At 61.1% G+C, this 20,025-nt stretch carries 17 protein-coding genes; 6 read left to right on the forward strand and 11 right to left on the reverse strand.

Translation table 11 applies throughout. From position 1 onward, the window contains the following. Positions 1-96: 96 nt before the first annotated feature. Positions 97-2,022 (reverse strand): molecular chaperone HtpG, encoded by a 1,926-nt coding sequence (htpG, locus tag EKL02_RS06705; RefSeq protein ID WP_128901330.1) that lies wholly within the window; start codon positions 2,020-2,022, stop codon positions 97-99. A gap of 82 nt (positions 2,023-2,104) precedes the next feature. Continuing rightward, on the reverse strand, positions 2,105-3,568 hold the full coding sequence (locus EKL02_RS06710) for a PLP-dependent aminotransferase family protein (RefSeq protein WP_128901331.1): 1,464 nt from the start codon (positions 3,566-3,568) through the stop codon (positions 2,105-2,107). Between the two features lie 105 nt (positions 3,569-3,673). On the opposite strand from EKL02_RS06710, the gene EKL02_RS06715 reads away from it, so the two are divergent. From EKL02_RS06715 to EKL02_RS06725, 3 genes are all read left to right on the forward strand, one after another. Then, positions 3,674-4,258, forward strand: coding sequence for a LysE family translocator (locus tag EKL02_RS06715; RefSeq protein ID WP_128901332.1), 585 nt, complete (start codon positions 3,674-3,676; stop codon positions 4,256-4,258). 97 nt (positions 4,259-4,355) lie between these two features. After that, a complete protein-coding gene (locus tag EKL02_RS06720) occupies positions 4,356-4,814 on the forward strand; it encodes a RidA family protein (protein ID WP_128901333.1) in 459 nt (152 codons plus the stop codon). A gap of 67 nt (positions 4,815-4,881) precedes the next feature. Beyond that, on the forward strand, positions 4,882-6,075 hold the full coding sequence (locus tag EKL02_RS06725; RefSeq protein ID WP_128901334.1) for a PLP-dependent aminotransferase family protein: 1,194 nt from the start codon (positions 4,882-4,884) through the stop codon (positions 6,073-6,075). A gap of 108 nt (positions 6,076-6,183) precedes the next feature. Here EKL02_RS06725 and parC read toward each other — a convergent pair whose 3' ends face one another. From parC to EKL02_RS06750, 5 genes are all read right to left on the reverse strand, one after another. Beyond that, complete coding sequence (gene parC / locus EKL02_RS06730; RefSeq protein ID WP_128901335.1) at positions 6,184-8,496, reverse strand: DNA topoisomerase IV subunit A; 2,313 nt, start codon at positions 8,494-8,496, stop codon at positions 6,184-6,186. Positions 8,497-8,510: 14 nt separating this feature from the next. Then, entirely contained in the window at positions 8,511-9,296 is a 786-nt protein-coding gene (locus EKL02_RS06735) for a transglycosylase SLT domain-containing protein (RefSeq protein WP_128901336.1), read from the reverse strand. Continuing rightward, entirely contained in the window at positions 9,296-11,281 is a 1,986-nt protein-coding gene (locus EKL02_RS06740) for a DNA topoisomerase IV subunit B (RefSeq protein WP_128901337.1), read from the reverse strand. The genes EKL02_RS06735 and EKL02_RS06740 overlap by 1 nt, the downstream gene beginning before the upstream one ends. Positions 11,282-11,395: 114 nt before the next feature. Next, a complete protein-coding gene (locus EKL02_RS06745; RefSeq protein WP_128901338.1) occupies positions 11,396-12,565 on the reverse strand; it encodes a VWA domain-containing protein in 1,170 nt (389 codons plus the stop codon). Positions 12,566-12,597: 32 nt separating this feature from the next. Beyond that, entirely contained in the window at positions 12,598-13,464 is an 867-nt protein-coding gene (locus EKL02_RS06750; RefSeq protein WP_128901339.1) for a MoxR family ATPase, read from the reverse strand. Between the two features lie 129 nt (positions 13,465-13,593). On the opposite strand from EKL02_RS06750, the gene EKL02_RS06755 reads away from it, so the two are divergent. The 3 genes from EKL02_RS06755 (at position 13,594) to EKL02_RS06765 (ending at position 16,555) form a co-directional block, all read left to right on the forward strand. Then, positions 13,594-15,726 carry a preprotein translocase subunit TatB gene (locus EKL02_RS06755; RefSeq protein WP_128901340.1) on the forward strand — a complete coding sequence of 711 codons (2,133 nt, stop codon included), beginning with the start codon at positions 13,594-13,596 and terminating at the stop codon, positions 15,724-15,726. A 142-nt stretch (positions 15,727-15,868) separates the two neighbouring features. Then, positions 15,869-16,189 carry a cytochrome c gene (locus EKL02_RS06760; protein WP_128901341.1) on the forward strand — a complete coding sequence of 107 codons (321 nt, stop codon included), beginning with the start codon at positions 15,869-15,871 and terminating at the stop codon, positions 16,187-16,189. 12 nt (positions 16,190-16,201) lie between these two features. Further along, entirely contained in the window at positions 16,202-16,555 is a 354-nt protein-coding gene (locus EKL02_RS06765; RefSeq protein WP_128901342.1) for a cytochrome c, read from the forward strand. Between the two features lie 66 nt (positions 16,556-16,621). Here the strand turns inward: EKL02_RS06765 and EKL02_RS06770 are convergent, their stop codons facing one another. From EKL02_RS06770 to phaZ, 4 genes are all read right to left on the reverse strand, one after another. Continuing rightward, a complete protein-coding gene (locus EKL02_RS06770) occupies positions 16,622-17,050 on the reverse strand; it encodes a DUF1841 family protein (protein ID WP_128901343.1) in 429 nt (142 codons plus the stop codon). Positions 17,051-17,052: 2 nt separating this feature from the next. Continuing rightward, positions 17,053-17,703, reverse strand: coding sequence for an endonuclease III (gene nth / locus EKL02_RS06775; protein ID WP_128901344.1), 651 nt, complete (start codon positions 17,701-17,703; stop codon positions 17,053-17,055). Then, positions 17,696-18,397 (reverse strand): electron transport complex subunit RsxB, encoded by a 702-nt coding sequence (gene rsxB, locus EKL02_RS06780; RefSeq protein WP_128901345.1) that lies wholly within the window; start codon positions 18,395-18,397, stop codon positions 17,696-17,698. The genes nth and rsxB overlap by 8 nt, the downstream gene beginning before the upstream one ends. 128 nt (positions 18,398-18,525) lie before the next feature. Beyond that, the gene (gene phaZ, locus EKL02_RS06785) at positions 18,526-19,761 is read right to left on the reverse strand and encodes a polyhydroxyalkanoate depolymerase (protein WP_128901346.1); all 1,236 of its coding nucleotides are present in this window, start codon (positions 19,759-19,761) and stop codon (positions 18,526-18,528) included. Between the last annotated feature and the right edge of the window lie 264 nt (positions 19,762-20,025).

Raw genomic sequence — 20,025 nt, forward strand, 5'->3', positions numbered from 1 at the left:
CTGCCGGCGCTTGGCGCGATGATTAAATTGCATCAGGCAAAAAAAAGCGTCCGGAAGTGTTCCGGACGCAGCAAATAGCCATTCAGCTTTAGGCGCTTATTTCCCAGCCATATTCAATAACATCTGGTTCAGGCGCTTCACGAATCCGGCCGGGTCGGCCAGCGTGCCACCTTCGGCCAGCATGGCCTGGTCGAACAGGATATGCGCCCAGTCGTCAAAGCGCGCTTCCTCGTACTTCAGGCGCTGCACCAGGGCGTGGTCGGGATTGATTTCCAGGATGGGCTTGGATTCCGGCGCATTCTGGCCGGCCGCTTTCAGCATGCGCACCAGGTTGCCCGACAGCTCATTCTCATCAGCGACCAGGCAGGCTGGCGAGTCGGTCAGGCGGAAGGTCACGCGCACATCCTTGGCTTCTTCGGCAAGCGCGGCTTTCATTTTCTCGACCAGGTCCTTGTAGGACGCCTCGGTTTCCTCGTGCTGCTTTTTCTCGGCCTCGTCTTCCAGCTTGCCCAGGTCCAGGTCGCCCTTGGCCACCGACACCAGTTCCTTGCCGTCGAAATCCTGCAGGAACGACAGCATCCATTCATCGACGCGGTCGGTCAGCAGCAGCACCTCGACGCCTTTCTTGCGGAAGATTTCAAGGTGCGGGCTGTTCCTGGCGCCGCCGTAGGATTCGCCGGTGACGTAATAGATCTTGTCCTGGCCTTCCTTCATGCGACCGATGTAGTCGTCGAAGGAGACGGTCTGGAGGGTGTTGCCACTGAGGCTGTCATTGTGCGTCGAGGCAAAGCGCAGCAGCTTGGCAATGCGTTCCTTGTTGCCGGCGTCTTCGCCGATACCTTCTTTCAGCACTTGGCCGAACTCGGTCCAGAAGCTGGCGTACTTGTCGCGCTGTGCCTGGTCGTCGGAAGTGGCCATGTCTTCCAGCATCGACAGGATGCGCTTGGTCGAGCCTTCGCGGATCACCTTGACGTCGCGCGACTCTTGCAGGATTTCACGCGAGACGTTCAGCGGCAGGTCGGCCGAATCGATTACGCCTTTCACGAAGCGCAGGTACACCGGCATCAGTTGCTCGGCATCGTCCATGATGAAGACGCGCTTGACGTACAGCTTGATGCCGCCGCGCTTGTTGCGGTCCCACAGGTCGAAGGGCGCGTGCGCCGGGATGTACAGCAGCTGCGTGTATTCGCTGCGGCCTTCGACGCGGTTGTGGGTATAGGCCAGCGGCGCCTGGAAGTCGTGCGAGACGTGCTTGTAGAATTCCTCGTACTGTTCCGGTGTGATGTCGGACTTGCTGCGTGCCCACAGCGCGCTGGCCTGGTTGACCGTTTCAAGCTCGTCCTTCACCACGGTTTCCTTCTTTTCCTCGTCCCATTCTTCCTTCTGCATCTGGATCGGCAGCGAGATATGGTCGGAATATTTGCGGATGATCGATTTGAGCTTCCAGGACGAGAGGAACTCATCCTCGCCTTCGCGCAGGTGCAGTGTGATGTCGGTGCCGCGGGTTGCCTTGTCGATCGCCTCGACGGTGAAATCGCCTTCGCCGGCCGATTCCCAGCGCACGCCATCAGTCGCCGGCAGGCCGGCGCGGCGCGATTCCACGGTAATCTTGTCGGCGATGATGAAGGCGGAATAGAAGCCCACGCCGAACTGGCCGATCAGCGCCGCATCCTTTTGCTGGTCGCCGGAGAGCCTGGAAAAGAATTCCTTGGTGCCCGACTTGGCGATGGTGCCGAGATGCTCGATGGCGTCGTCGCGGCTCATGCCGATGCCGTTGTCAGAAATCGTGATGGTGCGCTGCGCCTTGTCGAATGTCACGCGGATCTTCAGTTCCGCATCGCTTTCAAACAGGGCGCCGTTGTGAATGGCTTCGAAGCGCAGCTTGTCGGCGGCGTCCGAGGCATTGGAGATTAGTTCCCGTAGGAAAATTTCTTTGTTCGAGTACAGCGAATGGATCATCAGCTGCAGGAGCTGCTTGACTTCGGCTTGGAAACCCAGGGTTTGTTTTTCGGCTACGGCCATTTTTTCCTCAAATTCCGGTTGAAAGGTGGGTTGAAAACGATTGCATGTGATTTTTTGCACAATGGGGATGGAAGCAGGAATTTCAAGGCTTTTCCAGCGACTCTTCCAGAAAGCGCCAGATGCCGGGATCGGACATGGCGGCGATATTCAGGCGCATCTTCGATGACGGCAACTGGTGCGGCGAAAACAGGCTGCCGGGGGCCAGCAGCCAGCCTTCGGCCATGGCCCGCTCGGTCTGGCGATTGGTGTCGCGCCCGGTATCGACCCAGACAAACATGCCGGCAGCCGGCCTGCCAGTGACCTCCAGTCCAATGCGTTCAAGCTGCCGCAGGGTGTGTTCGCGGGCGCGGTCGAGCTTGCCGCGCAGGCGTTCGGCGTGCTTGCGATAGTGGCCTTCGGATAAAACCTTGTAGACCACCCGTTCGCCGATTTCAGTGCTGGTCAGCGATGTCAGGATCTTGCGGTCGGCCAGCGCCTGGGCCAGCGCCGGCGAAGCGGCGATGAAACCCACCCGCAGGTTGGCCGCCAGTGTCTTCGAAAAGCCGCCAAGGTAGATCACGCGCTGCAGCTGGTCCAGCGCGGCGATGCGGGCAGCAGGCTGGATGGCGCTGCCGGGGTGCAGGTCGCAGTAAATGTCGTCTTCCGCAATATGGAAATCGTATTGTTCGGCGATTTTCAGGATCTGGAATGCCTTGGCCGACGAAAGCGAGCCCGAGGTTGGATTGTGCAAGACCGAATTGGTCACGAACAGTTTCGGCCGGTGCAATGCCGCCAGTTCAGCAAGTTTTGCCACATCCGGACCGTCGGACGCGCGCGGTATGCCGATCACCCTGGCACCCAGCGCGGCAAATGACCCGAACATCAGGAACCATGCCGGATCGTCGACGAATACGGTGTCGCCTGGACGCAGGAAGTGGCGCGCGACCAGGTCGAGCGCCTGCGTGACACCGGAAGTGGTGACGATCTGCTCCGGCGTTGCCTGGATTTCCAGTTCGCCCAGCTTCAGCTGCAGTTGCTGGCGCAACGGCATAAATCCCTGCGGGCTGCCGTATTGCAGCAGCAGTGCCGGGTTTTGCCGGCTGACAGCGCGCATGGCATTGCCGACCAGTTCGGCATCCAGCCACTCGGTGGGCAACAGGCCTGACCCCGGCATTTTTTGCGGCGGCAGTTGCCGGAACATGTTGCGCACCAGCCAGACCACATCCAGCTGGCTATTTGCCGCATCGGCGTCAGGCTGCGCCGCATTCAACAGCGGCGCGCGCTCGCGCACATAAAACCCGGAGCCGCGGCGCGATTCGAGGTGGCCGCTGGCCACCAGCCGGTCATAGGCTTCGATGACCGTGAAACGCGATACCCCGTGCTGGTCGGCGAACTGGCGAATCGACGGCATGCGCGCGCCGCTGCGCAGCAGGCGGTCATCGATCCGGGCGGCGAGTGTACGCACGATCTGCTCTACCAGCGAGAGGCTGGAGTCGCGTGAAATCATTGGCTGGCCCACCGTCGTCGGTAAAGGAGGTGGCTGGCGGACGGCGGCTGTATTGGTCATGGTGCCGGAACAGTGTCATGAATTATCTTTAAAATTGTACCGGTACTGTACTGGTTTTGTCGACTAGGATGGCTTGTCACCTTAGCCACTGATTCTGGAGAAGTCATGGAAACCTTGCTGCCCATGGTCCTGTTTGCCTTTGTTTCATCGATCACGCCGGGCCCGAACAACATCATGCTGACGTCATCGGGCATTTTGTTCGGCTTTGGCCGCACGGTGCCGCATCTGTTTGGGGTGACTGCCGGATTCGGCGCAATGCTGTTTTTGTGCGGCGCCGGTGTCGGCAGCCTGGTTCTCGCAATGCCGGCGCTGCATACCGGATTGAAAACCGCCGGTTCGGCTTATTTGTTGTATCTGGCCTGGCAACTAAGGTGCATGCGATTGCGCGATGCGGAACATGCGCCGCTGCGTCCGCTGTCCTTTGCCGGCGCAGCGGGTTTTCAATTCGTTAATCCCAAGGCCTGGGTGATGGCGGTCGGTGGCGTGGCGGCGTTCCTGCCCGAGGCCGCGCCCGGCGGCATCGGCCTGCTGTGCCTGGTTTTTTGCATGGTGAATTTTTGCTGCATCAGCCTCTGGGCAGGCGCCGGTGCGGCCTTGCGGCGTCAACTGGCGCGCCCGGCATGGCAAAAAGCCTACGGGGCAGTCATGGCGCTGCTGACGGTGTATGCGGCATTTTCGCTGTGGCTGTAACAGGCAATGGTACGCGGTGGACGTGGTTGGGAGTAAAATCGACCTTTTGACTGATTTTGCCGGTCGCTCGCCGCCGGCGCCATTTTCGGAGCGGATCTTGTCTTATTACGAAAAAATTAATGCCCTCAATATCGAATTGCCGTCAGTGGCTGCCCCGGTCGCAGCCTATGTCATGTATGCGCAGACTGGCAACACGGTGTATTTGTCGGGCCATATCGCAAAAAAAGACGGCAAGCCCTGGGTTGGCCAGTTGGGCAAGAACATCGCAACCGAAGAAGGCAAGCAAGCCGCCCGCGCAGTCGCCATCGATCTGATCGCCACCCTGCAGGCGGCTTGCGGCGGCGACCTGAACCGCGTCAAGCGCATCGTCAAGGTGATGAGCCTGGTGAATTCCACTGCCGATTTCACCGAGCAGCACCTGGTCACCAATGGCGCTTCCGAGCTGTTGGCCGAAGTCTTTGGCGACGCCGGCAAGCATGCCCGTTCTGCCTTCGGTGTCGCGCAGATCCCGCTGGGCGCCTGCGTCGAGATCGACCTGGTCGCCGAAATCGCCTGATACAGGCTTGCCTGAATCCGCTTTCCACTGCGTGGCAATTGCCGCGCGCATCACTTTAGAGAATTGCATGAACAACGATCAGCACGCGCCTATCGAATGGCGTTTTTCCCGCCGCGCGCAAAAACTGGAAAGCTCGGCCATCCGTGAAATCCTGAAGGTTACGATGCGCCCGGAAATCATTTCCTTCGCCGGCGGCCTGCCGTCGCCCGCGACCTTTCCGGTCGAGCATATGCGTGCCGCCTATGAAACCGTGCTGTCGAAGCAAGGCAAGGTGGCGCTGCAATACGGGCCGTCCGACGGTTATGCGCCGCTGCGCGAGTGGGTTGCCGACAGGCTGACGCGCGAAGGCACGCGCATCGAGCCGGACCAGGTGCTGATGGTGTCCGGTTCCCAGCAGGGCCTGGATTTGCTGGGCAAGGTGCTGATCGATGAAGGCAGCAAGGTGCTGGTGGAAACTCCAAGTTACCTGGGCGCCCTGCAGGCATTCTCGGTGTACGGTCCGCAGTTCGAATCGATTCCGACCGACGATGGCGGCCTGCTGCCGGAAACCATTGCCGACATCGGCCAGGGCGCGCGCCTGCTGTATGCTTTGCCGAATTTCCAGAATCCGACCGGCCGCACGCTGTCGGTCGAGCGTCGCCATGCCCTGGTGGACGCCTGCGCGCGCCTGGGCGTGCCGCTGATCGAGGATGACCCTTATGGCGCGTTGTGCTATCGCGGCGATCCGCTGCCGAAATTGTTGGGCATGAATCCGCAAGGCGTCATCCACATGGGTTCCTTCTCCAAGGTGCTCACGCCTGGCATCCGCCTCGGTTACGTGGTGGCGCCGCAGCCGCTGGTGCGCAAGCTGGAGCAAGCCAAGCAGGCAACCGACCTGCATACCGCGCAATTGACGCAGATGGTGGTGTACGAGGCGGTCAAGGATGGATTCCTCGACCAGCATATCCCGACGATCCGCAAGCTGTACGCCGACCAGTGCCAGGTGATGCTGTCGGCGCTGGAAGAATTCTTCCCGGCAGGCACGCACTGGACCCGCCCCGAGGGCGGCATGTTCATCTGGGTACGCCTGCCAGAGCATATCGACAGCATGAAGCTGCTGGATGAAGCGATCGCCCAGCACGTGGCTTTCGTGCCGGGTGCGCCGTTCTATGCCAATGCGCCGCAGCACAATACCTTGCGTCTGAGCTTCGTGACGGTGTCGCCGGAAAAGATCCGCGAAGGCGTGGCCAAGCTGGGCAAGCTGATCGCCGCCAAACTGTAAGGCGGGATCGCCGGGGCGGCGCGCCGGTTGCGCGGTCGCCGGCTTTTCCGGATGAAAAAAGGGCGGAAGCTTTGCAGCTTCCGCCCTTTTTATTTATGCCGCAGCCATTTATTGAATCGCTGCCAGGCTGGCGGGTTTGATCTTCGATTCCAGGGCCTTGCCCTTGCGCGCGCGCTTGCCGATATGGCTGGACAGTGTAGACGCCGACAGCGTCACTTCCTGCGCCTTGCCACCGCGGCCGCTGCCGGCAACCAGCACGCCGCGCTGGCTGATCGGCTCTGCAGCCAGCAGCTTTTCGTTTTTCTCCAGTTCCATCAGGATCACGCCGCGGCCGCCGCCCGACAGGGTCTTGATTTCATCCAGGCCGAACACCAGCACACGCCCTTTCTCGGACAGGCAGGCGATGGCGCTGGCGTTCGCCGGCAGGGCGCGCGGCGCCAGCGGAACGTCGCCCTCGTCGAGCGTCATGAAGGCCTTGCCGCCCCGGGTGCGGCTGACCATGTCGCCGGCGCGGGCGACAAAGCCGTAGCCGGCATCCGATGCCAGCAGCAGGGTGGTGTCGGGCACGCCGACGTAGTAGTGGCGCAACTGGGTGCCGGCGGCGAGTTCGAGCAGCGTGGTGATGGGTACGCCGTCGCCGCGCGCGCCAGGCAGCGAGGCCACCGGCACCGAGTAAATGCGGCCATTGGAACCGAAGGCGAGGAGATTGTCGACCGTGCGGCATTCGAACGTGCCGTACAGGTCATCGCCTGCCTTGAATGCAAATTGCGCGGCGTCGTGGCCATGGCCGTTGCGCGAGCGTATCCAGCCTTTTTGCGAAATGACCACCGTAACCGGCTCGTCGATCAATTTCTGTTCGACCACCGCACGTTCGGCTTCCTCGATCAGGGTGCGACGGGCGTCGCCAAACTGCTTGGCATCGGTCTCGATTTCCTTGATGACCAGGCGCTTCATCGAGGCCGGGTTGTCCAGCAAATCCTGCAGGCCGGCGCGTTCGCTGCGCAATTCCAGCAATTCCTGCTGGATCTTGATTGCTTCCAGGCGCGCCAGCTGGCGCAGACGGATTTCCAGGATATCCTCGGCCTGCCGCTCGGACAGGCGGAAGTGGGCGATCAGCGCCGGTTTCGGCTCGTCGGACTCGCGGATGATGCGGATGACTTCATCGATGTTCAGCAGCACCGCTTCGCGGCCTTCGAGAATATGGATGCGGTCGTCGACCTTCTGCAGGCGGAACTGCGTGCGCCGGGTGATGGTGGCAAAGCGGAAGGCGATCCATTCGTTGAGAATGTCCGCCAGTTTTTTTTGCCGTGGGCGGCCGTCGCCGCCGATCATCACGAGGTTGGCCGGGGCGCTGGTTTCCAGCGAGGTGTGGGCCAGCAGCGTGTTGGCAAATTCGGTCTGGTCCTGGTTCTTCGATTTCGGTTCGAACACCAGGCGCACCGGTGCCTCGCGTCCCGACTCGTCGCGCACGGCATCCAGCAGGCCCAGCACGTTCTGTTTCAGGCTCAACTGGTCGGGCAAAAGCGACTTCTTGCCGAGCTTGAGCTTGGGATTGGTGATTTCCTCGATCTCTTCGAGCACCTTTTGCGACGAAGTGCCGGGCGGCAGTTCGGTGACGACCAGTTGCCACTGGCCGCGGGCCATGTCCTCGATCTTCCAGCGCGCGCGCACCTTGAGCGAACCACGCCCGCTATCATAGATTTCGGCGATCGCCGCCGCCGGCGTGATGATTTGCCCGCCGCCGGGGAAATCCGGGCCGGGGATGAATTCCAGCAGTTCGCGGCTGGTGAGCTTCGGGTTGCGGATCAGGGCGACTGCCGCCTTTGCCACTTCCTGCAGGTTGTGCGGCGGGATTTCGGTGGCCATGCCGACGGCAATGCCGGAGGCACCGTTCAGGAGCACCATCGGCAGGCGGGCCGGCAGCAGGCAGGGTTCCTCGGTGGAGCCGTCGTAGTTGGGCTGGAAATCCACCGTGCCCATGTCGATTTCATCGAGCAGGAGTTTCGAGATCGGCGTCAGGCGCGCTTCGGTGTAGCGCATGGCTGCTGCGCCGTCGCCGTCGCGCGAGCCGAAGTTGCCCTGGCCGTCGACCAGCGGGTAGCGCAGCGAGAAATCCTGCGCCATGCGCACCATGGCGTCGTAGACCGACTGGTCGCCGTGCGGATGCAATTTGCCCAGTACGTCGCCGACCACCGCAGCGGACTTGCGCGGCTTGGCCGTGGCGTTCAGGCCAAGCTCGTGCATGGCGTAAAGGATGCGGCGCTGCACCGGCTTCTGGCCATCGCACACGTCCGGCAGGGCACGGCCCTTGACGACGGAAATGGCGTAATCGAGGTAGGCGCGCTCGGCGAAGGTGGCGAGCGTCAGGGATTCGCTGTCGTCGGGCTGGCTGGCTTCAAACAGATTGGCTTGTTCAGTCATCGTGGTTCGGTGAATTATTCGTATTGGGGCGTCGGTATCGCCGGCAGGGGCGCGCGGCCGGGGATGGTCATGCGGATGCGTCGGCTGCCGTTCGGACTTGACAGGGTCGGTGCCGTGCCCTGGTCCGTGGTCATGCGGAAAAACTGGTAAAACTGCGCCACCAGCTTCACGTAATTACGTGTTTCAGGATAGGGCGGGATGGTGTTGCGGTATTTTTGCACCGCGCCTTCGCCGGCGTTGTAGGAGGCGATCACCAGCTCCGGCTTGTCCGGAAACAACCGCGAGAGGTCGCGCAGATAGCGCGCGCTCAGGCGGATATTGGTTTGCGGATCGGCCAGCTTTTGCTCCAGAGACTTCCTGGCGCCGGCCTGCAGGCCATAGCGCTCGGCGGTTTCCGGCATCACCTGCATCAGGCCGATGGCGCCTTTCGGCGAAACCGCCGCCGGGTTGAAGCCGGACTCTGCTGCCATGATCGCCTTCAGCAATGCCGGTTGCAGGCCGTATTCGCTGGCCGCCTTTTGCAGCAGGGGTTCGAATTTTTTCAGGTTGGGATGTTCGCCAAGCTGGCGTGACATGGCAGGGGAGAGCGGCTTGTGCTCACCTGCGGACACGTGCTGATCGAGCCGCCCGGTATCGAACATGGCGTCGCCGCGGGCATACAGCTGATAGCGTGAATCCAGCTTTTCCGTGGAAAAATGCGCGTTGCCTTGCGCATCGACGTAGCCATAGATGTCGGCATGCGCGGCAGTCCCGGCCAGCGCCAGGCAGGAAGCCAGCAGGATGGCACGCAGTGTCGTCATCAGATATCGGCTTCCGCTTCGTTGCCGTGCTCTTCCAGCCAGGCGCGCCGGGCGGATGCCTCGCCTTTGCCCATCAACATGTTGAACCGCTCATGTGACGCCGTCAGGCCGAAGTCGCCCACGGTCACAGGCAAGAGGCGCCGGGTATCGGGGTTCATGGTGGTTTCCCACAATTGTTCGGCATTCATTTCACCCAGGCCCTTGAAGCGGGCGATGCTCCAGGCGCCATCCTTGACGCCGTCCTTGCGCAGCTTGTCCTCGATCGCAATCAGCTCGCCCTCGTCGAGCGCATACACTTTCTGCGCCGGCTTCTTGCCGCGCGCCGGCGCGTCGACGCGGTACAGCGGCGGGCGCGCGATGCAGATGTGGCCGCGCGCGATCAGTTGCGGGAAGTGCTTGAAGAACAGCGTCAGCAGCAAGACCTGGATATGCGAGCCGTCGACGTCGGCGTCCGAGAGGATGCAGATGCGGCCATAGCGCAGGCCGGACAGGTCGGGCGTGTCGTTGGGGCCGTGCGGATCGACGCCGATGGCCACGGCAATGTCATGGATCTCGTTGTTGGCAAACAGGCGGTCGCGCTCGGTTTCCCAGGAGTTGAGCACCTTGCCGCGCAGCGGCAGGATGGCCTGGAATTCCTTGTCGCGTCCCATCTTGGCCGAGCCGCCGGCGGAGTCGCCCTCGACCAGGAACAGTTCGTTGCGGGTGATGTCGGACGATTCGCAATCGGTCAGCTTACCGGGCAAGACTGCGACGCCGGAGGATTTTTTCTTTTCGACTTTCTGCGCCGAGCGCAGGCGCGACTGGGCTTGCTTGATGACCAGTTCGGCCAGCTTCTTGCCGTAGTCGACGTGCTGGTTCAACCACAATTCCAGCGAGGGCCGGGCGAAACTCGACACCAGCCGCACCGCATCGCGCGAATTCAGGCGCTCCTTGGTCTGTCCCTGGAATTGCGGATCCAGCACCTTGGCGGAAAGCACGAAGGAGGCGCGCGCGAACACGTCTTCCGGCAAGAGCTTCACGCCCTTGGGCAGCAGCGAATGCATTTCGACGAAACTCTTGACCGCGCCGAAGAGGCCTTCGCGCAGCCCCGATTCATGGGTGCCGCCCGCCGATGTGGGAATCAGGTTGACGTAAGACTCGCGCACCACGTTGCCATCTTCGGTCCAGGCCACCACCCAGGCTGCACCTTCGCCCTCGGCGAAACCTTCGGCGTCGGCGCTGGCGTATTGCTCACCCTCGAACAGCGGGATGACCGGCTCGGCGCTGGTGGATTGTGCCAGCGATTCGACCAGGTAGCCACGCAAGCCCTGGTCATATTGCCAGGTTTGCGTGTCGCCATTCCTGGCGTTAAACAGGGTAACTTTCACGCCCGGCAGCAGCACTGCCTTGGAGCGCAGGAGGCGCTGCAATTCGCTCAGCGGGATCGTTGCCGCATCAAAGTACTTCGGGTTGGGCCAGGCCGTGACCTTGGTGCCGGATTTTTTTTCATCCTTGCCCGGTGCGCGGGATTTCAGCTTTTCAATGACATCGCCATCGGCGAAGGCCATGTCATGGACGCGGCCTTCGCGCCATACCGTGATTTCCAGGCGTGTCGACAATGCATTCGTAACCGATACGCCAACGCCGTGCAAGCCGCCCGAGAAAGAATAAGCGCCGCCGGAACCCTTGTCGAATTTGCCACCGGCATGCAGGCGGGTAAAGACGATTTCCACGGTCGGCACCTTTTCTTCCGGGTGCAGGCCGACCGGAATGCCGCGGCCGTCATCTTCGACGCTGACGCTGCCGTCGGCATTCAGGGTGACCAGTATATTCCTGGCAAACCCGCCCAGCGCTTCATCCGAGGCATTGTCGATCACCTCCTGGATGATGTGCAGCGGATTTTCCGTGCGGGTGTACATGCCCGGGCGCTGCTTGACGGGTTCGAGCCCTTTCAGGACCCGGATCGATGATTCGCTGTAATCGGATGTGGTTTTTTTGGTGGCCATGCAGGGAATGTAGTGCAAATAAACTGTTTATTTGTACAGTAAAAATTGTACAGCCAACAGATTACCCTTTTCCAGCAATTTGTGCATGCCTTAAATTTCAGGCACGGGGCTTGTCTATTTGCTCAGCATGCGCATGCCGCGCTCCAGCCCGTCCAGGGTAATCGGGAACATCCTGCCCTGCAGGATCTTGTAGATGATGGCAATCGACTGGCGGTATTGCCACAAGCCTTCCGGCTCGGGATTGAGCCAGATATGTTTTGGAAAGGCGTGGGTAAACCGCTGCAGCCAGGCCGCACCGGCTTCCTCGTTGTTGTATTCCACCGAGCCACCCGGCTGCAGGATTTCATACGGGCTCATGGTGGCGTCGCCGACAAAGATCAGCTTGGTGTCCGGGGTGTACTTGCGCAGCACATCCCAGGTCGGGAAGCGTTCGGCATGGCGGCGCCGGTTGTGCTTCCAGAGATGATCGTAGACGCAGTTGTGGAAATAGAAGAACTCCATGTTCTTGAATTCCGAACTCGCGGCGGAAAACAGTTCTTCGGTGCGGGCGACGTGGTCATCCATGCTGCCGCCCACGTCCAGCAGCATCAGCACCTTGACATTGTTGCGGCGCTCCGGCCGCATGCGGATATCCAGGTAGCCGGCATTGTTGGCGGTGGCGCGGATGGTGTCGTCCAGCGCCAGCTCTTCCTGGGCGCCATCGCGGGCGAACCGCCGCAGGCGCCGCAACGCCACCTTCAGGTTGCGCGTGCCGAGTTCGCGCTCGCTGTCGTAATCGCGATAGGCGCGCGCTTCCCAGACCTTGACTGCGCTGCGGTTGCGGCTTTCGCCGCCGATGCGGATGCCTTCCGGATTGTGGCCGCCATGGCCGAATGGCGACGTGCCGCCGGTGCCGATCCACTTGCTGCCGCCTTCGTGGCGTTCCTTCTGTTCTTCCAGCAGTTCGCGCAGCCGGTCCATCAGCTTGTCGTAGCCAAGCTTTTCCAGCCGGGCGATTTCTTCCGGCGTCAGCTCGCGCCGCATGCGCTGGACCAGCCAGTCCAGCGGGATCTGGGCATTTTCCTCGAAGGTGGCGGCGATGCCCTTGAAGTACAGCCCGAACGCCTGGTCGAACTTGTCGTAATGCGCCTCATCCTTGACCAGCGTGGTGCGCGCTAAAAAATAAAAATCATCCAGGGAGGGCGCGATCACGCCTTTCTGCAGCGCCTCCAGCAAAACCAGGAATTCCCGGATCGAGACGGGCACCCGGGCATCCTTCAGCGTGAAGAAGAAATCGATCAGCACGGCGTTTCCTTGCGCAGTCCGTTTTCCAGAGGCTAGCGGCCGTTGCGCGCCATCGACAGCAGGCGCTCGAACAAATGCACATCCTGCTCGTTCTTGAGCAGGGCGCCATGCAGTGGTGGCACGACGGCCCGGGCATCCTGGCTGCGCAAGGCTTCCGGCGGAATGTCTTCGGCCAGCAGAAGCTTGAGCCAGTCCAGCAATTCCGAGGTCGAGGGTTTTTTCTTCAACCCCGGCACCTCGCGCACTTCATAGAAGGTCTGCAGCGCCTGCGCCAGCAAGTCCCGTTTCAGGCGTGGAAAGTGGACCTTGACGATGTCCTGCATCGTATCCTTGTCCGGGAACTTGATGTAGTGGAAGAAGCAGCGGCGCAGGAAGGCGTCCGGCAACTCCTTTTCATTGTTCGAAGTGATGATCACCAGCGGCCGGTGGCGTGCCGTGACCATCTCGCGCGTTTCGTACACATAGAATTCCATGCGGTCGAGCTCGCGCAGCAAATCGTTGGGGAATTCGATATCGGCCTTGTCGATCTCGTCGATCAGCAGCACCACCGGTTGCGGCGCCGTGAAGGCTTGCCACAGCACGCCCTTGACGATGTAGTTATGGATATCCTTGACGCGCTCCGAACCTTCAATATCCGCCAGTTGCGAATCGCGCAGGCGCGACACCGCATCGTATTCATACAGCCCCTGCTGGGCCTTGGTGGTGGACTTGACGTGCCATTGCATGAGGGGCATGTCGAGCGCCGCCGCCACTTCCTCGGCCAGCATGGTCTTGCCGGTGCCTGGCTCCCCCTTGATCAGCAAGGGTCGCTGCAGCGTCAGGGCGGCATTCACCGCCAGCTTTAAATCGTCCGTTGCCACATAAGTTGGGGAACCTTCGAAGCGTGTTTCCTGTCGCATAACTTCGTGTCTTAAAGAAATATTCGTGTCATCAAGCGGAAAATTAAGGGGTGTCTAATCGCCCCCATCACTTTTTAAGTATAAGCGAGAACCGGTTTTCCGGAATTTAATGAAAAGAGGATACGCTGCATGAAAATCCTGATCTTGCGCCTGTGGGTGATGTGCCGCCGCCTGGGCGGCGGTGTCCAGCACAGGCGCGACCGTCGCATCCGTTACGAGCGCCAGGTCGAATCCCTGCTCCTGCAGGCCAATCCCTTCGCCAGCTGGAATGAGCGCGCCAACTGGGTGATCGATGTCGCCGCCTGGTTGCGCCATGTGCCGCGCACGGCCATGCTGCGGCCGGCGGCTGCCGGCGAACTGCGCAGGCAGCGCCTGCTGTTCCTGCTCGACTGGCTCGATGCGCACCGCGACATCCGCCGCGTGGTCCAGACCACCTTGCAGAAAACCTTGCGGGAAGCCGCCGGGCCGGAGCTGTTCAGCACCACCGGCCTGCCGCGCGAGCCGGCCTTCTTCAGTGAACTGGGCGAGCGCCTGGTCAAGCTGGTGCTGCCTCGCCCGCCGGCGCAACACGACCTGGCGGCGCTGTTTGCCGCCATGTTCCCGGATCCGGCCGATGCCGGCTGGCTGCTGACGCTGGACCACGCCACTATGACGCGCCTGGCCAAACTCTGCACCGACGAAGGCATCCGGCATGCCTACATCCGCCAGATTGACGAGGCGCTGACGTATCTGGCTGCCATGATCGTGGCGGTCGGCATTGGTCCGGCTTTCCGCCAGCGCCTGGACCCGAAGGTGCCCTTGCAGGCGACGCCATTCATGGCGCTGCGGCGCGAACTGGAGAAGTATTGCCTTTCGCGCGACCATGATGTGGCCGCGTTGCGCAGCGTGAAAATGCTGGTTGCCGTTTGCCAGGCGCAAACCGACCGGATTTACGCCGACCTGGACGAGCATGGTGTGTCGGTCGGCCTGGTCTATAGCGTCGAACGCATGCGCGCGCAACTGGTGCGCATCGGCCGCCTGCTCGATTTGCGCACGGCAACCCTGCACACGCCGCAAGGGGCAGGGCAGGTCCAGGCCCTGCTGGCCGACCTGATTTGCGCCCAGCATGCGCGCGACTCGGTGCCGGCGCTGGTGCAGCGCAGTTTTTCCCTGCTTGCACGCAAGCTGGTCGAGCGCAATGCCAGCCGGGGCGAGCATTACATTGCCCGTAACCGCAGCCAGTACAACGCCATGCTCAAGGCGGCCTGCGTGGGAGGCGTAGTAACTGCTTTTACCGTGCTGGCCAAGTATGCCCTGGTCGGTGCGGAGGCCCGTTTCTTCGACGGCTTGTCTGCCTCGCTGACATACGCAGCCAGCTTCATGCTGATCACTGCGCTGGGCGGCGTGCTGGCGACCAAGCAGCCGGCAGTGACGGCGCCGGCGCTGGCAGCGAGGATGGGCGCGCTGGATTCCCTCGATGGCTTGCGCGCCTTGATGCAGGAGATTGCATCGTTGTTGCGCTCTCAGGCCGCTGCCGTGTTCGGCAACCTGATGGCCGTGATTCCCGCCATGGCGCTGCTGGCGGGGGCAGTGCTCCTTGCCACGGGGACGCCGCTGCTGGCGCCGGAAAAAGCCCGGGCCAGCCTGGATTCGCTGTCGTTATTCGGGGTGACGCCGCTGTTTGCCGCCCTGACGGGCATCTTGCTCTGGATCTCCAGCCTGGTCGCCAGTTTTGCCGACAACTGGTTTGCCTTGCGCCAGTTGCGTGCCTCGCTGGCACATCACCGGCGCCTGGTGCATGCGCTCGGCACCGCCCGCGCCGAGCGGCTGGCACACTGGGTCGAGCGTCATGTCGCCAGCGTCGCGGGCAACCTGTCGCTGGCTTTCCTGCTGGGCATGGGGCCGGCAGTCAGCCAGTTTTTCGGTCTGGGGCTGGATGTGCGGCATGTTACGCTGGCTACGGGGACGCTGGTCGCTGCGGCTGCCAGCCTGGGTAGCAGCCTCTTTCTGTCGTCGGACTTCTGGCTTGCGGTACTGGGCATCGTCACCATCGGCTTGCTGAATGTCGGCGTCGCGTTTGCCTTTGCCCTGGCGCTGGCCTTGCGCGCCCGCGAAGTGCCGGAGCGCATCCGCCGGCTGGTATTCCGCACGGTGCTGCGGCATTTCGCAAGGTCGCCGCGCGCCTTTCTCTTTGCGCAGGAGACGGAAGCGGGTGGGGCGGGCGCTGCCAAATCGGCCCCGGAACCGGAGGTGGAAGAGACCAGGCGCGCCGGCGGTGCCTGAGCCTGAACCGTGCCCGGCAGGGTGTTGTCTGGCCAGCATGGACTGGCGGTAGGAGTTCAGGTAAAATCGCATGGTTTGGGTGCCGGCGATGCAAGGGAGTGCTGGACGCCCGCCGGTTTCGCTTTACTTACCTCCTGCTACCATGAAAAAAATATTCGCATTGCTCGCGCTCGCAGGCGTAGCCAACCTTTCCGTTGCGGCGGAAGTGGTCGGCGACGCCAAGGCCGCCAGGGCCAAGGTTGAGATGTGTATCGGCTGCCACGGCATTCCGGGCTACAAGGCTTCCTTCCCGGAACTCTATCAAGTGCCCATGCTGGGCGGCCAGTCGGCAAAATACATTGAAAGCGCGCTGAAAGCGTACAAGAAGGGCGACCGCAAGCATCCGACCATGCAGGGCATTGCCGCCAGCCTGTCGGAGCAGGATATTGCCGACGTTGCAGCATATTACGCGCAGCAGAAATAAGGGGAGCGCACGATGAAAAACATGTTTAAGGCCGCGGTCCTGGTACTCGCCGCTGCAACTTGCCTGGGTGCCCAGGCCGCCGGCAATATCGAAGCCGGCAAGAAGGCAGCGCAACAGAATAATTGCTTCAGCTGCCACGGCCAGGATTACAACACGCCGATCGATCCCACGTACCCGAAGCTGGCCGGTCAGCACAAGGATTACCTGGAGCATGCCTTGATTGCCTACCAGCGTGGCGCCAGCGCAGCGAATGGCCGCGGCAACGCGATCATGGGTGGTGTGGTCAAACCTTTGAGCAAGAAGGATATCCAGGATATCGCCGCCTACCTGCACAGCCTGCCGGGCTCGCTGGTGTTGCGCAAGTAAGTTTGCGTAGTCGGCCTGAAAAAAGCCACGGGTTCCGTGGCTTTTTTTATTGACCTGCGCCAGTGACTAGCGGGCGCGCCGCTGCACGCAATCGATATAGGCTGCGCCATCCGGCGGGGTGCCGTTGCGTTGCGAATTCCAGATCATTTCGCCCAGGCATTCCATGATGTGGTGATGGGCTTCGTGCTCGGATTGCAGCTTGCGGGCGAGCGCCTGGCAAGCCGCGCGGATGCCAGGCGGCTGGTCGATCGACACCTGCTCGGCAATCGACAGGTGCATCGAGAGGTGCAGGAAGGGATTGGCCTGGCCGCGTTCTACTGAATAGTCGGCTGCCAGCGCGGCATCCGCATCTTCCAGTTCGCCCGCATACTCCGGATGCTGGGCGATCCAGTCGCGCGCAATGGCTTCCAGCGGCGTCAGGATTTCATTGTTGCGGTGCTTGCGGTAGGCCGCGCAAAAAAAGCGCCGCACGTCATCTTGCGAGGGATTGAACATGATCAGATTCCTTTTGCCGGCAGCGGCGTCTTGTCCGCATAGTCGCACAAATCCGCAATGATGCAGTTCCAGCACAGCGGCTTGCGCGCGATGCAGGTATAACGGCCATGCAGGATGAGCCAGTGATGGGCGTCATGCAGGAATTCGGCAGGGACTTTTTTCATCAGCTGCCGTTCGACTTCATCGACGTTTTTCCCGGGAGCCAGGCCAGTGCGGTTGGCGACCCGGAAGATATGCGTATCCACGGCCATCACGGATTCGCCGAATGCCGTATTCAGCACGACATTGGCAGTCTTGCGGCCCACGCCGGGCAGGGCTTGCAGGCTTTCGCGCGTGCGCGGCACGGTGCTGCCATGTTGCTCGATCAGGATGCGGCAGGTTTCGATGACGTTCTTGGCCTTGGTGCGGTACAGGCCGATGGTGCGAATATATTGTTCCAGGCCCTCGACACCGAGGTCGAAAATCGCCTGTGGCGTATTGGCGATCGGGAACAGAACGCGCGTGGCCTTGTTGACCGAGACATCGGTCGCCTGCGCCGACAGGATTACGGCAATCAGCAATTCAAAGGGCGTGGTGTAGGCAAGTTCCGTCGTCGGATGCGGATTGGCGCTGCGCAAGCGCTCGAACATCAGCTGCCGCTGCTGGCTATTCATGGTTTTCCCCCGTGCCTGCTGCTGCCGCCGCCATCTGCTCCTTCTTGAGGCGTGCACGTTCGATCGCTGCCTGCACGATCGCTTTCTTGCGCGCCTGTTCGGCCAGATCTTCGGGGCTGGCAGCGGCTTCCGCTTCCAGCGCCTGCAGTTTGGCAGTGGCCTTGGCTGCCAGCCTGGCGTCGTTTTCTTCCTTTTCGCGCTTCAGGCGCATGCCATGGAAATCGTGGCGGTCGCGGGCATCGTCAGCCTGCTGCTGCGACCAGGCATCCCAGCCTGTATTGGCGCCGGTAACATCGACCATGGCGATGCAGTCGACCGGGCAGGGCGCAACGCACAGGTCGCAACCGGTGCAAAGCGACGGCACTACCGTATGCATCAGCTTGGCGGCGCCGACGATGGCATCCACCGGACAGGCCTGAATGCACAGCGTGCAGCCAATGCACAAGGCTTCGTCGATCAGCGCAACCGGGCGCGGGCGCTCAGGGCCATTGGCGGGATTGAGCGCAATGACAGGCTTGCCAAGCAGGTTTGCCAGCCGTGCGACACCCTCGGCACCACCGGGCGGACACTGGTTATAGGAGGCCTCGCCATTGGCGACCGCTTCGGCATAGGGGCGGCAGGCCGGATAGCCGCATTTTGTGCACTGCGTTTGCGGCAGGAGGTTTTCGATTTGATCGGCAAGCGGGGCGGACACGAGGGCGAATATTCTGCGGTAAAACCAGCATTATCCAATGCCGCCGGGTTTGGCACAATCCGGCATGGTCCTGGAATAAAAAAAGCCGTCCCGACGTGGGGACGGCTTTTGCATGACGCTCCAGCGAATCAGGAATGTTTCTTGATGAATTCGCCGACCTTCGGACAAATGATTTCGCGCCAGCGGCGGCCCGTGAAAATGCCGTAATGCCCGCATTTCTGCGCAACATAATCCTCCTGCATGTTTTTCGGAATGCCGGAGCACAGGTCGTGCGCAGCCTGGGTCTGGCCGGGTCCGGTGATGTCATCCAGTTCGCCTTCGATGGTGAACAGGGCAACGGTCTTGATATCCTGCGGACGCACCAGTTTGCCACCGACTTCCCAGGTGCCCTTGGGCAGGACGTGATCCTGGAAAATCAGCTTGATGGTTTCCAGGTAAAACTCTGCCGGCATGTCGAGCACGGCATTGTACTCATCGTAGAACTTGCGGTGTTCTTCGGCCGAGGCAATGTCACCCTCGCGCAGGTGCATGTAGAAATCCCAGTGGCTTTGCGCATGGCGGCCCGGATTCATCGCCACGAAACCAGCATGCTGCAGGAAGCCTGGGTAGACCTTGCGGCCATGGCCCGGATAGGTCGGCGGCACGGAATAGATCACGGTGTTTTCAAACCAGGAAAACGGTTTGTCGGTCGCCAGGTCGTTGACTTGTGTCGGCGACTTGCCCGGATCGATCGGGCCACCCATCAGGATCATCGACTTGGGCAGCATCGGGTCATTTTCTGTGGCCATCAGCGAGACCGCAGCCAGAACCGGCACGGTCGGCTGGCAGACGGCCATGACATGGAGGTCAGGCCCCAGCTTGCGAATGTACTCCTGCACGTAATATACATAGTCGTGCAAATGGAAGGGGCCTTCCGAATACGGCACCATGCGCGCATCGATCCAGTCGGTGACGTAGACGTCATGGTTTTCGAGCATGCTGCGCACGGTGCCCCGCAACAGGGTGGCGTGGTGGCCGGACAGCGGGGCGACTATGAGTACTTTGGGGTGCTTTAGCTTGGCGATTTCGGCATCGCTCAAGTCTTTTTTGAAGTGGATCAGGTTGCAGAATGGCTTTTCAATGGCAACGCGTTCCAGGATCTGGACCTCTTTGCCGTTGACTTCCACTTTGTCGATCCCAAACGGCGGCTTTTCATAGGCCTTGCCCAAGCGGTGCATCAGCTCGTAGCCCGCAGCAATGCGTTGCGCGAAAGGGGCATGTGCCAGCGGTGACACCGGATTGGTAAATAATTTGGCGGACGCTTCAGCCCACTGGATCAGTGGGTTAATGAAGTTGCGGTTTAATTCATGAAATTGGTAAAGCATGATCGCCTCATCGAATAGTGCGTCACAAAAAGTCTCAAATTGATTTTAATTGTTGCAATGCATCATAGACCATTTTACTTCAACGTGTAGGAAAATTCTCGTTGCACCACAATAAAATTTACAAAGAGTAGCAATCTTTTTGCAAAACTAGGCACTACTGAGAAAAACTACCTACGTACCAATTGTTCCTCAGAAACATACCATAATTGTCGGGACTTACCAGACATTCACGGCGTATTTATTCTTTACCTCTGTCGTTTTATT

This window comes from Janthinobacterium sp. 17J80-10 (assembly GCF_004114795.1).
In the GTDB taxonomy this organism is placed as follows: Bacteria; Pseudomonadota; Gammaproteobacteria; order Burkholderiales; family Burkholderiaceae_D; genus Paucimonas.